The organism is Sedimentitalea nanhaiensis DSM 24252 (genome assembly GCF_000473225.1).
GTDB classification, from domain to species: Bacteria; Pseudomonadota; Alphaproteobacteria; order Rhodobacterales; family Rhodobacteraceae; genus Sedimentitalea; species Sedimentitalea nanhaiensis.
In genome coordinates, this window is the sequence record NZ_KI421509.1 from 753921 (window position 1) to 769851 (window position 15931).

General features: G+C 58.7%; 12 protein-coding genes and 2 pseudogenes. 11 read left to right on the forward strand and 3 right to left on the reverse strand.

Annotated features, from left to right (window positions below; translation table 11 throughout):
- The first annotated feature begins 39 nt into the window (after positions 1-39).
- The 9 genes and pseudogenes from NANH_RS0105320 (at position 40) to typA (ending at position 9968) form a co-directional block, all read left to right on the forward strand.
- The gene (locus tag NANH_RS0105320; protein ID WP_027261093.1) at positions 40-693 is read left to right on the forward strand and encodes an alpha/beta hydrolase; all 654 of its coding nucleotides are present in this window, start codon (positions 40-42) and stop codon (positions 691-693) included.
- A gap of 1 nt (position 694) precedes the next feature.
- Positions 695-934, forward strand: coding sequence for a hypothetical protein (locus NANH_RS0105325; protein WP_027261094.1), 240 nt, complete (start codon positions 695-697; stop codon positions 932-934).
- Complete coding sequence (locus NANH_RS0105330) at positions 931-1509, forward strand: HD domain-containing protein (protein ID WP_027261095.1); 579 nt, start codon at positions 931-933, stop codon at positions 1507-1509. The genes NANH_RS0105325 and NANH_RS0105330 overlap by 4 nt, the downstream gene beginning before the upstream one ends.
- Before the next feature lie 138 nt (positions 1510-1647).
- Positions 1648-3039: pseudogene (locus tag NANH_RS25555) on the forward strand (IS3 family transposase).
- A gap of 92 nt (positions 3040-3131) precedes the next feature.
- A complete protein-coding gene (locus tag NANH_RS0105345; protein ID WP_027261096.1) occupies positions 3132-3593 on the forward strand; it encodes a hypothetical protein in 462 nt (153 codons plus the stop codon).
- A 368-nt stretch (positions 3594-3961) separates the two neighbouring features.
- Complete coding sequence (locus tag NANH_RS0105350) at positions 3962-6172, forward strand: NADP-dependent isocitrate dehydrogenase (RefSeq protein WP_027261097.1); 2211 nt, start codon at positions 3962-3964, stop codon at positions 6170-6172.
- Between the two features lie 152 nt (positions 6173-6324).
- Complete coding sequence (locus NANH_RS0105355; protein ID WP_027261098.1) at positions 6325-7539, forward strand: NADP-dependent isocitrate dehydrogenase; 1215 nt, start codon at positions 6325-6327, stop codon at positions 7537-7539.
- Between the two features lie 187 nt (positions 7540-7726).
- Entirely contained in the window at positions 7727-8062 is a 336-nt protein-coding gene (locus NANH_RS0105360) for an SMR family transporter (protein WP_027261099.1), read from the forward strand.
- A gap of 85 nt (positions 8063-8147) precedes the next feature.
- Complete coding sequence (gene typA, locus NANH_RS0105365) at positions 8148-9968, forward strand: translational GTPase TypA (RefSeq protein WP_027261100.1); 1821 nt, start codon at positions 8148-8150, stop codon at positions 9966-9968.
- A gap of 38 nt (positions 9969-10006) precedes the next feature.
- Here typA and NANH_RS0105370 read toward each other — a convergent pair whose 3' ends face one another.
- From NANH_RS0105370 to recA, 3 genes are all read right to left on the reverse strand, one after another.
- The gene (locus NANH_RS0105370; RefSeq protein ID WP_027261101.1) at positions 10007-10294 is read right to left on the reverse strand and encodes a DUF1330 domain-containing protein; all 288 of its coding nucleotides are present in this window, start codon (positions 10292-10294) and stop codon (positions 10007-10009) included.
- Between the two features lie 3 nt (positions 10295-10297).
- Complete coding sequence (alaS, locus tag NANH_RS0105375; protein WP_027261102.1) at positions 10298-12955, reverse strand: alanine--tRNA ligase; 2658 nt, start codon at positions 12953-12955, stop codon at positions 10298-10300.
- Positions 12956-13132: 177 nt separating this feature from the next.
- The gene (gene recA, locus NANH_RS0105380) at positions 13133-14206 is read right to left on the reverse strand and encodes a recombinase RecA (protein ID WP_027261103.1); all 1074 of its coding nucleotides are present in this window, start codon (positions 14204-14206) and stop codon (positions 13133-13135) included.
- A gap of 193 nt (positions 14207-14399) precedes the next feature.
- Between recA and NANH_RS0105385 the strand changes: the two genes are divergently transcribed.
- Positions 14400-14993 carry a hypothetical protein gene (locus NANH_RS0105385; RefSeq protein WP_027261104.1) on the forward strand — a complete coding sequence of 198 codons (594 nt, stop codon included), beginning with the start codon at positions 14400-14402 and terminating at the stop codon, positions 14991-14993.
- An 88-nt stretch (positions 14994-15081) separates the two neighbouring features.
- Positions 15082-15848 (forward strand): annotated as a pseudogene (locus tag NANH_RS27805) (IS5 family transposase).
- The last annotated feature ends 83 nt before the right edge of the window (positions 15849-15931 follow it).

Below are 15931 nucleotides of genomic sequence, written 5' to 3' on the forward strand. Positions count from 1 at the left end.
GCCGCATCGAACGCGGAACAGAACAGGACGCAAGACCATATGCCCGAGGTCATCTTTCCCGGACCCGAAGGCCGCCTTGAAGGCCGCTATCACCCGCAAAAGGAAAAAGACGCCCCCATTGCCATCGTCCTGCATCCGCACCCGCAATTCGGCGGAACGATGAATAACAAGGTCGTGTATAACCTGCATTATGCCTTTTACAACATGGGCTTTACCGTGTTGCGGTTCAATTTCCGCGGCGTCGGGCGCAGCCAGGGCGAATACGATCAGGGGATCGGAGAGCTGTCCGATGCGGCCAGCGCGCTGGACTATCTGCAGTCGATGAACAACAACTCCAAACACTGCTGGGTGGCTGGGTTTTCGTTCGGGGCCTGGATCGGGATGCAGCTGTTGATGCGCCGCCCCGAAATCACCGGATTCATCAGCGTGTCACCGCCTGCGAACATGTACGATTTCTCGTTCCTTGCACCCTGCCCGTCCTCGGGATTGATCATTAACGGACTGGCGGACCGGGTAGCGCCGCCGGCGGATACCGTGTCGCTGGTCAACAAGCTGCACGAACAAAAGGGCATCACGATCTCCCATCAGGAACTCGAGGGCGCCGACCATTTCTTTCAGGAACCTCACATGGACACGATGATCGGCAACGTCAGTGACTATGTGAAACGTCGTCTGACTGAAACCTCGCGCTGACATGAGCACCCTGGAGACATTGGCCAGCAAGCTGGCCGAAGACACCATGGTGGCAATGGAAGAAACCGGCGAAGATCGGCTGTTTGTCCAGATCGGCGACATGCTGGCGGCATCGTCCCAGTCTCTGGAAGAAGCCTATCTGACCGAGGTCAGGGTGCGTTTGGCAGAGCGTGCGGCGCGCCGGTTTCTTGACGCCAAAATTGCGGCGGCACGCGAGGCGGGCGCCCAAAGGTCAACGTGACCGAGCGGCTTGAGGCGCAGCTGGCCTTTCTGCGCGAGGCGGACAGGTTGAAAACGGTGCTGCGCGCGTCGCGTCTGATCGACGATTCACGGCACGAGAACTCTGCGGAACACAGTTGGCACATCATGCTGTATGCTCTGGTTCTCGCGGATCAGGCCGGTCCTGACATAAATATCGATCGCGTGTTAAAGATGCTGCTTCTGCACGATCTGGTCGAAATCGACGCTGGCGACTCTCCGATACATGGCAACGTCGATCATGCCGCCATGGCCATCAAAGAGGCCGCCGCAGCCGACCGGTTGTTCGGATTGCTACCGCAGGATCAGTGCGATGCGTACCGCGCCCTGTGGGATGAATTTGAGTCCGCTGCCAGCCCGGATGCGCAGTTTGCCAAGGCAATCGACCGGTTCCAGCCCCCGATTGCCAATCTTGCCACCGGTGGCGGCACGTGGCGCGGCTATGCGGTGACGCTGGAGCAGATGGACCAACGTGTAGGCCAGCCCGTAAGCCGTGGCGCGCCGGGACTATGGCAATGGCTGCGCCCACAATTGCAAAAGTTTTTTGCGCGCATCTGACCGGTCCGTGCCGACCTGCCGCACACATTTCCGACCTTATGTATCAAACGCACTGTCTGAGGTCAGCGCCATTGGGACAGTTTAGGGTGATTTGATAAGAGAGGGTTTCTGGCACATCGTAACCACCAAGGAGTGGAGATGAGACAGAAACCCGGAACACGTAAGAGCCACGGCGAGAAAGTCGTCAAAGACATCCGCCGAGCCACCCGCAAGCAGTATTCAGCGGAAGAGAAGATCAGGATCGTGCTGGACGGCCTGAAGGGCGAGGACAGCATTGCAGAGCTGTGTCGGCGAGAGGGCATAGCGCAGAGCTTGTATTACAGCTGGTCCAAGGAGTTCCTCGAAGCTGGGAAGAAACGTCTGGCGGGCGACACGGCGCGCGCAGCGACATCGACCGAGCTCAAAGACCTGCGCCGTGAGGCACGCGATCTGAAGGAAGTGGTTTCCGAACAGGCCCTTGAACTTCGGTTGCTCAAAAAAAGCATAATCGCGCCCTCTCGGCAGAATGCTTTGCATTCGCCTGCCGGGTAATAGATGGGGGCGACGACGAATGAGGTATCCCGCATCCGAAAAGCTGGAGATCATTCGCCTCGTCGAAGGGTCGCATCTCCCGACCACACGAACGCTAGGCAAGCTGGGCATTCCCAGGACCACCTTCTATCGCTGGTATGACCGGTATCTGTCCGGTGGTCCCGAGGCGCTTGAGGATCGCAGTCCCAAGCCGTCACGGGTCTGGAACCGCATTCCCGAGCCGGTTCGAGAGAAGATCAAGGACCTGGCCCTGAAGGAAAGCGATTTGTCGCCACGCGAGTTGGCTGTGCGCTTCACCGACACGGAAAAGTACTTTGTGTCAGAGGCTTCAGCCTATCGCATCCTCAAGTCTTATGACTTAATCACCAGCCCCGCCTATGTGGTTCTGTCAGCCGCAGACGAGTTCCACGACAAGACCACTCGGCCGAACCAACTCTGGCAGACCGACTTCACTTACCTGAAGGTCATCGGCTGGGGCTGGTTCTATCTGTCGACCATCCTCGATGATTACAGCCGCTACATCATCGCCTGGAAGCTCTGCACGACGAGAAGTCGGGCGATGTGACCGACACGCTGGATCTCGCGTTGCAGGCTTCGGGTTGTGATCGGGCGACGGTCCTGCACAAGCCACGGCTGCTCAGCGACAACGGGTCCAGTTACATCTCCAGCGAGTTGGCCGACGGGCTGAAGGACCGGCAGATGGATCATGTTCGAGGCGCTCCGTATCACCCGCAAACTCAGGGCAAGATCGAGCGATGGCACCAGACTTTGAAGAACCGCATCTTGCTGGAAAACTACTACCTGCCCGGTGATCTCAGGCATCAGATCGATGCCTTTGTCGATCATTACAACCACCGGCGCTATCACGAGAGCCTGCAAAACCTCACCCCGGCCGATGTCTATTTCGGGCGCGGCCAGACCATTCTGAAACAACGAGAAAGGATCAAACGGAAGACCATCGAAACGCGACGCTTGCTTCACCGCAAATCCGCCGCATAATCGCAACAAAAAGATGAGCCAGAACCTCTCTTAGCTCAGGCCGCCAACTGGCCCAAAACCTCTGACGACGGACAGTGCCAGATGGCGGAACCATGTTCATCCCGTATGGCCGACTGTATGTCGACAACCAGGGTGGACCGCAGCAGCAATCGCACTTCTCCGGCACTCAGGGGCAGGCGATGCTCGTCAATGAGTCAAATGGCCGGGTCTACTATGAGGCGGGTGACGCCAGCTACCTGTACAATCTGGCCATACAAGTGTCCTATGACGCGACAGGTGTGACTATCACGAACACCTCGGGCGAAACATGGTCGGCTGCACATGAGTACTTGCTCGAAGCGGATATGGGATCTTCTGCACCCCTCCTGACAGACTGGGCACCAAAAACGCCTTATGTGGACTGCAAACCCACCGGCGCGTCCCCTATGCTCGGGTCGGCCAGCACGAGCGAAGGTCCGGTGGCATTCCTGGACATACACGGCAACCTTCGAGGTTCGGCTGGTGTTTATACTTTGCCTGTAAACGTCGATAAAGGGCCGTGGCAGGTCAGCTAACGTCGGCACCTCGACGCTGGGATTCTGTGTATGTCCGCGCAGCCGGGCCAGTGCCGCATTGTCAGACCGTTTAAGCGCCCTTTAAGCCCTGCGTGAGAACGGCTCATGTTTCCCGCCGCTACTGTCATCATCTATTGACGTAGCCTGTAAAAACCGTTTGCTGCAGATATCTCTGTCAAAGTTTGCAGAAATAAGTGTCCCGCTACAATAAGTGTCCCGCTACACCCGCTACAAGCAGGCGCACGCCGTCCCTCCTCCAGGGGTCTCTGCGACAAAACGGTATACAATGGCATACAGGGGTTTCGGCCACCGCTGCGATCGGCTATATAACGCGAGAAATTTGACCCAAGGCGCGAAAGGCCGAACCTATGGCAAACCTGTCAAACACCGATATTGTCTATACCACCGTTGACGAAGCGCCGGAGCTGGCCAGTGCCTCGCTGTTGCCGATTGTCCGGTTTTTCTCGGATGCTGCCGGTATCTCGGTTGAGACACGCGACATCTCTCTTGCCGGCCGCATCATCGCAACCTTTCCGGACCGCCTGACTGACGCGCAGCGGCAGTCCGATGACCTTGCCGCATTGGGGGAATGGGTCAAGAAACCCGAAGCCAACGTGATCAAGTTGCCAAACATTTCAGCGTCGGTGCCGCAGTTGGTCGCCGCCGTCACGGAATTGCAGCAAAAGGGCTATGCGCTGCCCGACTATCCCGAAGAGCCCACCACCGATGAAGAGCGCGAGATCCGCGCACGTTACGATGGGATCAAGGGGTCGGCCGTCAACCCGGTCCTGCGCGAAGGCAATTCGGATCGTCGTGCCGCCAAAGCCGTCAAGAATTATGCCAAGGCCAATCCACACCGAATGGGAACCTGGAGCAGCGACAGCAAGACCCATGTCGCCTCGATGCCCGGTAACGATTTTTATGCCAACGAACGCTCGGTCACGGTGACGGATGCCCAGGCAGGCCCTTCCAAGATCGTCCTGATCGGTGCGGACGGCGGCGAAACCATTCTAAAGGACAGTGTCGCTCTGGACGCGGGCACCGTGGTGGATGCGACCTTCCTGTCCGCCGCAGCCCTGCGCAGCTTTCTGCGGGACGAAATCGCCAGCATGGAACCGGGCGTGCTGTTTTCGCTGCACATGAAAGCCACGATGATGAAGGTTTCGGACCCGATCATCTTTGGCCATGCCGTGTCAGTCTATCTCGAAGACTTCTTTGCCAAGCATGGTGCCGCCCTGGACGCATTGGGCGTGAATCCCAACTCGGGCATCGGTGACATCCAGGCCCGCATCGCCGGCAATCCCGAACTGGTGGCCGATCTTTCGGCAGCGCTGGCTGCCCGCCCGCCGATGTACATGGTGAATTCCGACAAGGGCATCACCAACCTGCACGTTCCGTCGGACGTCATCATCGACGCGTCCATGCCTGCCGTCATCCGCGCGGGCGGCAAAGGTTGGGGCCCGGATGGCAATGAGGCCGACACCAAATGTGTGATCCCTGACAATTGCTATGCGCCGGTCTATGACGAGACGATAAAATATTTCAAGCAAACCGGCGCGCTGGACGTGACCAAATCGGGCACGGTGCAGAACGTCGGGCTGATGGCGCAAAAGGCCGAGGAATACGGCTCGCATCCGACAACGTTTGAAATACCCGCTGACGGTACGGTGCGCATGATCGCGGCAAACGGTGATATCCTGCACGAGCACGCGGTTGCCGCAGGCGATATCTGGCGCTCGTCCACGGCCAAGAAAGCGCCGATCGAAGACTGGGTCAAGCTGGCCATCGACCGTCAGGCCGCGACGGGTATGCAGGCGATATTCTGGCTGGATGAAAACCGCGCTCACGATGCGCAGTTGATCTCGATGGTCAAACCGATTCTGGACGCCGCCGGTGTGGCGGACAAGTTCCAGATCATGGCGCCGCGCGAAGCCACGCGCCTGACCCTGGAAACCATCCGCAAGGGCGAAGACTCGATTGCCATCACCGGCAACGTGCTGCGGGACTATCTGACCGACCTGTTCCCGATCCTTGAACTGGGCACCTCGGCGAAGATGCTGTCGATCGTCAAGCTGATGCAGGGCGGCGGACTGTTTGAAACCGGCGCTGGCGGCTCGGCCCCAAAACACGTGCAACAGCTGGTTCAGGAAAACCACCTGCGGTGGGACAGCCTGGGAGAATTCTGCGCCCTGGGCGAAAGCCTGTCTTTCCTTGCCGACGCCAAGGGTAACGCCAAAGCCGGTGTGTTGGGCCGCGCCGTCGATCAGGCGACACAGGGCATTCTGGACCATGACCGCAGCCCCAGCCGCAAGGTCGGCGAGCCCGACAACCGCGACAGCCACTATTGGTTCGCCCGCTACTGGGCCGAAGCCCTGGCCGCCCAGAGCCAAGACGCCGAACTGGCCGCAACCTTCGCCCCGGTGGCAAAAGCTCTGGCAGATGCAGAAGCCGCGATCATTGCCGAACTGGCCGCTGTGCAGGGCAAACCAGCCGATATCGGCGGCTACTACAAGGCGGACCCCGCCAAGTTGACCGCGGTCATGCGCCCCAGCGCCACCTTGAACGGCATCATCGGCTAAAGACCCATGATGGGCCTCGGACGACTGCGCGGTCCGAGGCCCCGCAACTGCGCGCACTCCATTTGCCCGGCCCCACACATGGCTTTGCTCTTGCACTGCCCTGCAGCCCATGGTGCGGTAAGCTGCGCTTTGCCAAGGAGACCTGAGACCTCATGACCAAGATCAAGGTAGACAATCCGGTTGTCGAACTGGACGGCGATGAAATGACCCGGATCATCTGGGATTTCATCAAGAAGAAACTGATCCTGCCCTATCTGGACATCGATCTTAAATATTACGATCTGAGCATCCAGACGCGCGACGAGACCGACGATCAGATCACTGTCGACTCGGCCCATGCGATCCAGAAATACGGTGTTGGCGTCAAATGTGCCACCATCACGCCGGACGAAGCCAGGGTCGAGGAATTTGGCCTTAAAAAGATGTGGCGCAGCCCCAACGGCACAATCCGCAACATCCTGGGCGGGGTGATCTTTCGCCAGCCGATCATCTGCCGCAACGTGCCGCGTCTGGTGCCGGGCTGGACCAAGCCGATCGTGGTGGGCCGTCACGCCTTTGGCGATCAGTACCGCGCCACCGATTTCAAATTTCCAGGCAAGGGCAAACTGACGATCAAATTTGTCGGTGACGACGGCACAGAAATCGAGCACGAGGTGTTCGATGCGCCATCCGCTGGCGTGACTATGGCGATGTACAATCTGGATGCATCGATTATCGACTTTGCCCGCGCCAGCATGAATTATGGTCTGAATATGGGCTGGCCGGTGTACCTGTCCACCAAGAACACCATTCTGAAACAATACGATGGTCGTTTCCTGGAATTGTTTCAGAAGATCTATGAAGAAGAGTTCGAGGACCAGTTCAAAAAGGCCGGCATCACCTATGAGCACCGCCTGATCGACGATATGGTGGCCTGTGCGATGAAATGGAACGGCGGTTACGTCTGGGCCTGCAAGAATTACGATGGCGACGTTCAGTCCGACACCGTGGCGCAAGGCTTTGGCAGCCTGGGGCTGATGACCTCGGTGCTGATGACCCCCGACGGCAAGACCGTCGAGGCCGAGGCCGCCCACGGCACTGTCACGCGTCATTATCGCCAGCATCAGAAGGGCGAAGAGACCAGCACCAACTCGATCGCGTCGATCTATGCCTGGACCGGGGGGCTCAAGCATCGCGCCAAGCTGGATGAAAACGCCGCGTTGATGCGTTTTGCCACCACGCTGGAAAAGGTCGTCGTCGATACGGTTGAAAGCGGCGACATGACCAAGGATCTGGCGCTGCTGGTCGGTCCGAACCAAAGATGGCTGACCACCATGGGCTTTCTGGAACAGGTCGACGAAAACCTGAACAAGGCGCTGGCGGGCTGATCGCCCGCGCCCACAAGGCAAGCCAGGTGCGATCCAGAACGCCGTTATCGGATCCTTTGCAGTCGAGCCCATGCCTTTTGGGCGCGGCGCAAAAAAGCGGGATGCCTGTCGGGTTACGGCTTGCTTTGGCGGGCCGGAAAGCGGATCTGTCCCGTCAGGTTCACATTCCCACCATGCAGGTCGTCCAATGCCCCTTCACTATGTCTATCTGGTCTTGGCCGTCATCGCTGAAACCATCGGCACGACGGCACTACAGGCCAGTCAGCAATTCAGCCGCTTTTGGCCCAGTTTCCTGGTTATTGTGGCCTACGGGATTGCCTTCTATCTTCTGGCCGTGACGTTGCGCTTCATGCCCGTCGGCATTGCCTATGCGATCTGGTCGGGTCTCGGCATCATTTTCATTGCCATTATCGGGTTCACCGTTTTTGGTCAGAAACTGGACCTGCCGGCGGTGATAGGATTGGCGCTCATAATATTCGGAATTCTGATCATTCACGTGTTTTCCGCCACATCGGGACACTGACGCGCTGGCGCGATGTGTCTTTTCTCTGGCCTTCTGCATCGCAGCGCGGTATGCGCGCGGCAACTCCCGCACAAAGGCTGACCTCATGGACCTGCGCAACATCGCAATTATCGCACACGTGGACCACGGCAAGACCACCCTCGTGGACGAACTGCTGAAACAATCCGGAACCTACCGCGAAAACCAAGCTACCACCGAACGGGCCATGGACAGCAATGACCTGGAGCGCGAGCGCGGTATCACGATTCTGGCCAAAGCGACCAGCGTCGAGTGGAATGGTACCCGCATCAACATCGTGGACACTCCGGGGCACGCCGATTTCGGTGGTGAAGTCGAGCGTATCCTGTCGATGGTCGATGGCGTTGTCCTGCTGGTGGACGCCGCCGAAGGCCCGATGCCGCAGACCAAGTTCGTGACGTCCAAGGCGCTGGCCCTGGGCCTGCGCCCCATCGTGGTGCTGAACAAGGTCGACAAGCCGGACGCCGAACCCGACCGGGCGCTGGATGAATGTTTCGACCTGTTCGCCAACCTGGGTGCCGATGACGATCAGCTGGACTTTCCGTCAATGTATGCGTCCGGACGCTCGGGTTGGGCCGACATGGAATTGGACGGGCCGCGCAAGGATCTGACCGCGCTGTTCGATCTGATCGTGAAGCACGTGCCCGCCCCGGCGCAGATCACGCGCATGGACGAACCGTTCACCATGCTGGCCACGACATTGGGCAGCGATCCGTTCATCGGGCGCATCCTGACCGGGCGTGTTGAAAGCGGCACCCTGAAGGCGGGCGATACCGTCAAGGCCCTGTCCCGCGACGGCACCCTGATCGAGAATTTCCGCTGCACCAAGATCCTGGCCTTTCGCGGGCTGTCGCAACAGGCCATCGATCTGGCCGAAGCAGGCGATATCGTCAGCCTTGCGGGCATGTCCAAGGCCACTGTGGCGGACAGCATCGTGGCCCCGTCGGTCAATGACGCCCTGCCCGCCCAGCCAATTGATCCGCCTACAATTACCGTGACCTTTGGTATCAACGACAGTCCGCTGGCCGGGCGTGACGGCAAAAAGGTGCAGTCCCGCGTGATTCGCGACCGCCTGATGAAAGAAGCCGAAAGCAACGTCGCCATCAAGATCAGCGACACACCTGGCGGCGAAGCCTTTGAAGTCGCCGGGAGGGGCGAACTGCAGATGGGCGTTCTGATCGAAAACATGCGCCGCGAAGGGTTCGAATTGTCGATCTCGCGACCGCAAGTGCTGTTTCAGGACATGGACGGCGAGCGGATGGAGCCGATCGAAGAAGCCACCATTGACGTCGATGACGAATACTCCGGTGCCGTAATCGAAAAGATCACCGGCGTGCGCAAGGGCGAACTGGTCGAGATGAAACCCGCAGGGGCCGGCAAGACCCGCATCATTGCCCATGTACCGTCACGCGGCCTGATCGGGTATCACGGCGAATTTTTGACAGACACCCGTGGCACCGGCGTGCTGAACCGGGTGTTTCACGGCTGGGCACCGCACAAGGGCGCGATTCCCGGACGCCGCGCCGGGGTTCTGATCTCGATGGAAAAGGGCCAATCGGTCGCCTATGCCCTGTGGAACCTGGAAGAGCGTGGCCGCATGTTCATCGGTGCGCAGGCAGACGTCTATCAGGGCATGATTATTGGCGAACACAGTCGCGAAAACGATCTGGAAGTGAACCCGCTGAAGGGCAAGAAGTTGACCAACGTCCGGGCCAGCGGCACCGACGAAGCCGTGCGCCTGACCACGCCGATCACCATGTCCCTGGAAGAGGCGATCGCCTATATCGACGATGACGAGCTGGTCGAGGTCACCCCCAACGCCATCCGCCTGCGCAAGCGCCATCTGGATCCGCACGAGCGCAAGCGCGCAGCCAGGGCCGCTTCGTAGCTAAGGAACATGCGCCCGCCCGATTGGGCGGGTGCCGCCTATTCGTCGATCTCGACGATCATAAGTTCGCGTTCGGAAGCGTCGCGCGCATGGCTTAACGCCCGCTGATAAACATCTGAATTATAACATTCTTCTGCTGCTTCAACTGATGGAAAACGCGCTACTACGTTGCGCGGACGCGCTTGGCCTTCCAGTTGCACAAACCGCCCGCCTCTGGCGATAAAGGTGCCGCCATGCTGGGTGATCGCCTTTGTTGCCAACGCGGCATATTTGCCATAGGCGTCCTCGTCGGTCACCGTCACATGTGCTATCCACAGTGCGCTCATCTATCAACCCTCCAACACTTTTTCGGCAGCCGCAATGGCAGCATCTGCATTTTCAACGTCGCGACCGCCGCCCTGAGCCATATCGGGCCGACCGCCGCCGCCCTTGCCACCCAGTTCCATCACCGCCGCCTTGACCAGATCCACCGCCGAGAATTTGTCCGTCAGATCCGAGGTCAGACCAGCGGCAACGGCGGCCTTGCCGCCTGCATCTGCGATCAGCAACACCGCGCCGCTTCCGATCCGCGCCTTGTGCTCGTCGATCAGCGCAGGCAAATCCTTGCCCGTCACCCCGCTCAATACCTGCGCCACCAGTGCCACACCGTTAACTTGGCGGGCCTGCGGTTCGGCCTGCCCCCCACCGGCCATCGCCAGTTCGCGGCGCAGCTGTGCCACCTCGTTTGACAGCGCCTTGCGTTCGTCCAGCAGTGCGCGCACCCGGTCTGGTACGTCGGCGGCCTGCGCTTTCAAAGTCGATGCGACCTCGGCCAGGCAATGATCCTGTGCGCTCAGATAACGGAACGCATCCGCCCCGGTCAGCGCCTCGATCCGCCGCACCCCGGCGCTGCTGGCGGAGTCGCCCAACGTCACAAACACGCCGATATCGCCCGTCTGGCGGACATGGGTGCCGCCGCAGAGCTCGAGGGAATAGGTCGCGCCGTTGCCCCCCTTGCCCGAATTCGGGTCAACCCCCATCGAGACAACCCGCACTTCATCGCCATACTTCTCACCAAACAACGCTTGCGCCCCGATACCGCGCGCATCGTCCGGTGTCATGATCCGGGTTTCCACCGGTGCGTTCTGCCGAATATAGGCATTCACCTCGTCCTCGACGCTGCGAAGCTCATCCAGTGTCAGGGCGCGGGTGTGGCTGAAGTCAAAACGCAACCGGTCGTCGGCATTCAGCGAGCCGCGCTGTGCCACATGATCCCCCAGCGCACGCCGAAGGGCCTCGTGCAGCAGGTGCGTCGCGGAATGGTTGGCCCTGATCGCACTGCGACGACTATGGTCGACCTTAAGCTCGGCTGCGGCCCCGGACAGGATCTTGCCCTCGGTTACCGTTGCCATATGCACAAAAACTCCTGCCGTCTTGCGTGTATCGTTGACCCGCGCAACACCCGTTTCGGTTCGGATGATCCCCGTGTCGCCGACCTGGCCGCCGCTCTCGGCATAAAATGGGGTCTGGTTCAGCGCGATATGGACCGTTTGTCCCTGCCCGGCCTCCTTCACCAAGGCTCCGTCCTGCACCAGGGCGACAATCTGGCCCTCGGCGGTTTCGGTGTCATATCCCAGAAAATCCGTAGCACCACTGGCATCGGCCACATCGAACCAGACGGTCGCATCCGCCGCTTCGCCGCTGCCCGACCAGGCCGCGCGCGCCTTGGCTTTCTGTTCGGCCATCGCGGCATCAAAGCCATCGACATCCACCGTCCGTCCCTGTTCGCGCAGCGCATCCTGGGTCAGGTCCAGCGGAAATCCAAAGGTGTCATACAGCTTGAACGCCGCCGCACCGGGCAAGGCCGCATCTTCGGGCAGACCCGACAATTCATCGTCCAAGAGCCTGAGTCCACGGTCCAGCGTCTGTTTGAACCGGGTTTCTTCCAGTTTCAGGGTTTCTTGAATCAATGCCTGCGCCCGCCCCAATTCCGGATAGGCCGCACCCATCTGCTGAACCAGCGCGGGCACCAATCGGTACATCAAAGGATCTTTGACCCCCAACAGGTGCGCGTGCCGCATGGCCCGGCGCATGATGCGGCGCAGAACATATCCGCGCCCATCATTGGACGGCATAACCCCGTCCGCCATCAGGAAAGACGTCGATCGCAAGTGATCCGCGATCACCCGGTGGTGCGTCTTGCCCGGCCCGTCGGGATCAGTATTGGACGCATCCGCACTGGCTTCGATAAGGCTCCGCATCAGGTCGGTGGCATAGTTGTCGTTGGTCCCCTGCAACAACGCCGCAACCCGCTCTATCCCCATGCCGGTGTCAATCGATTGCGCCGCCAATTCCTTGCGGCTGCCATCCTCGAACTGCTCATACTGCATGAACACGAGGTTCCAGATCTCGACAAACCGATCGCCGTCCTCTTCGGGCGTGCCCGGAGGCCCGCCCCAGTGCTGCTCGCCATGGTCATAGAAGATTTCCGTGCAGGGCCCACAGGGACCGGTCGAACCCATCTGCCAGAAATTGTCACTGGTCGGGATGCGGATAATCCTGTCGTCCGACAATCCTGCAACTTTTTTCCAGATCTCGGCGGCCTCGTCATCGGTATGGTAAACTGTCACCAGCAGACGCGATTTGTCGATGCCCAGATCGCGGGTGATCAGGTTCCAGGCGAAATCGATAGCGTTGTCCTTGAAATAATCTCCAAAGCTGAAATTGCCCAGCATTTCAAAGAACGTATGATGGCGCGCAGTATAGCCGACGTTGTCCAGATCGTTGTGTTTTCCACCGGCCCGCACACATTTCTGTGCAGTCGTCGCGCGTTTATAGTCGCGATGTTCAACACCGGTGAACAGGTTCTTGAACTGAACCATGCCGGAGTTGGTAAACATAAGCGTCGGATCATTTCGCGGCACCAGGGGACTGCTGTCGACAACCTCGTGCCCCTGCTTTTCAAAATAGCTCAGAAACGTGGATCGGATGTCGTTCAGGGTACGCATTGTCTGGCTTTCGGGCGGTTGATTTCAGGATTTCCAAATAGCCGCAAGCACCGGTGCTGTCCACAGGCGCAAAGCGGACACCGAACGGAAACAGGGCACATCCCCTGATGTGCCCTGCTGTTGTCATTCCCGGATGTCAAAAACTGCTTGCAAGGTCAGCCTGGAAAGTATTGCCTATCAGGCCTCCACAATATCTGTGTCCGATGCCTCTGGCTGTTCGGGCATATCGAACTCCAAACCATGTGCGGCCCTGATCTTATCCTCGATTTCATAGGCGATGCGGGGGTTGTCACGCAGATATTGTTTGGCGTTTTCACGACCCTGACCTATGCGCTCGTCACCATAGCTCATCCAGGAACCGGATTTGTCGACGACACCCGCCTTAACGCCCAGATCCAGAAGTTCACCCATCTTTGAGATGCCTTCGCCGTACATGATGTCAAACTCAACCTGTTTGAACGGCGGTGCGACCTTGTTCTTGACGACTTTAACGCGGGTTTGATTGCCGACAACTTCGTCCCTGTCCTTGACTGAGCCGATGCGGCGGATATCGAGGCGGACCGATGAATAAAATTTCAAAGCGTTGCCGCCGGTGGTTGTTTCGGGGCTGCCAAACATCACGCCGATCTTCATCCGAATCTGGTTGATAAAAATCACCATACAGTTGCTGCGTGAGATAGACCCCGTCAGCTTGCGCATTGCCTGGCTCATCAGGCGGGCCTGCACGCCGACGCTGGAGTCGCCCATGTCGCCCTCCAGTTCCGATTTCGGAGTCAGCGCGGCTACCGAGTCCACAACAACCATGTTGACGGCGCCCGACCGCACCAACGTGTCGGTGATTTCCAACGCCTGTTCGCCTGTGTCGGGCTGGCTGATCAGCAACTCATCCACGTCGACACCCAGTTTGCGGGCGTAAAGCGGGTCCAACGCATGTTCCGCATCAACAAAGGCACAGACACCGCCCCGTTTTTGCTGCTCGGCGACGCAATGCAGCGTCAGGGTTGTTTTGCCCGAACTTTCCGGGCCGTAGATCTCGATGATCCGCCCCATGGGCAGACCACCGATCCCGAGGGCGATATCAAGCCCGAGCGAGCCGGTCGAACTGGCGGCGATCGCCTGAACGGCACCTTCGTCACCCAGCTTCATAATCGACCCTTTACCAAACTGCCGTTCGATCTGCGCCAGTGCGCTGTCCAGCGCCTTTTGCTTATCCGCGCTTTTCTTGCTGCCCATACTCAAAAGATCCGCCATTGTCCCGTTCGCCTTTCTTATTGTCACACCCGCATACGGGCGGCAATCCCTGCCTTGTTCGCCTCTTGTTCTTCGTAGGACCAAAAAGAGAACATTTCAATTAGAATTTTCACGATCCCCACTGTTTCGAAAAGGTATTAAGGAGTAGTTTACGTCCACGTCCAATGGCCTTCTATGAGGTATGACTTTGTAAATGCTGGTATTCTTTCAAGAACGTTTGGTTTTTCTGGCCGTGCCCAAGACCGGAACAACCGCATATCAAACTGCGCTTTCCGAGCGGGCCGACATGGTTGTTCGTAATCCGCCCGAACTGAAACACGCACCGCTTTACCGCTATAACCGATTCTTTCGTCCGATGTTCGACCGGGTCGGTGGTGCTCAGATGGAGACCGTCGCTGTTATGCGAGAGCCCATCAGTTGGCTGGGCAGTTGGTACAGATACCGACAACGGCCATTTCTGCTCGGAAGTCCGAATGCCACACACGGGGTCACATTCGATGAATTCGTGTTGGGACATGTCAAGGGCAACCCACCCGAATTCGCCAATGTTGGCAGCCAGGCTAAGTTCCTTGAACCACGCCCAAACGGAACAGCGGTGACGCATCTTTTCAGATACGAAGAACTCGGCAAACTGAACCGATTTCTTATGGATCGGTTGAAAGTCGATTTCGTATTGCCGCACGAGAATGTCTCGCTGGCTATCGAATTGGAATTATCGTCGGATGTCGAGCGCAAACTCCGGAAAAAACGCGCTGCGGAATTTGACCTGTACGAAAGCATCCAATGATTTTTTGGACTTTTACGCCCCTGAACGGCTTTCTTGCACAAACCGACTGGGAATTCATTTCATGAAACCAGTATGATAGATGGAAATCATGAGCAGTCGGGCGCCCACGACATACAAGACCACGAACTGGCGGCTTACAATGACGCACTGAGGCGGCGTGGATCGTTGACGATCCGCCGACGGTCAACACATGCTTGCATGTGTGAAAGGTTGGTTTGATCCTGAAATGACCTGAAGACCGCCGCCGAGCGGGCAGCGCGGTCGCCGGTCGAGTTTCAGCGATGCGGCGATCCAGGCCTGTCTGACGATGAAACTGCTGTTCGGCATGCCGCTGCGGCAGACGAGCGGTTTCGTAAAGAGCTTGCTCCAATTGATGAAGCTGGATTGGCCTGTGCCAGATTTCAGCACTTTGTGCCGCCGCCCGCGAAGGCTGGACGTGATCATCCCTTTTCACGGTGCCAATGGCCCGCAGAAGCTTCTGATCGACAGCACCGGCATCAAGGCCGAGGGCGAAGGTGAGTGGAACGCCGCGCAAACACGGCGGCGCGAAACGGCGTATCTGGCGGAAAGTGCACATCGGAATTGACGGGCAAACGCCGGAGGTTCGGCCCGTCGAGGTCATGGCGCGAAACGAAGCTCTGCGCGCCTCAAAGTATTTGGGCCGCACGCTCTGGCGACAATGGAGGATACCATCGCAGAAGCCGCGTCGAGAGTCAGATGAACTGTATCAAGCTACGCGGCCAATCCCGGATGGCAGGGGATTTCGATCGCCAGGTCGCGGAGCTGCAGGTCCGCATCGCCGTCCTCAACCGCTACACCGCCCCTGGCATACCAGTCACGCAGCCCGTAGAATGACTCCGACCGGGAAAGGAGAGCTGCGCTCAGACCATGATTTGTGCAACACCCCCCCTGAACCCAAATGTTTCAATTGCACCTCG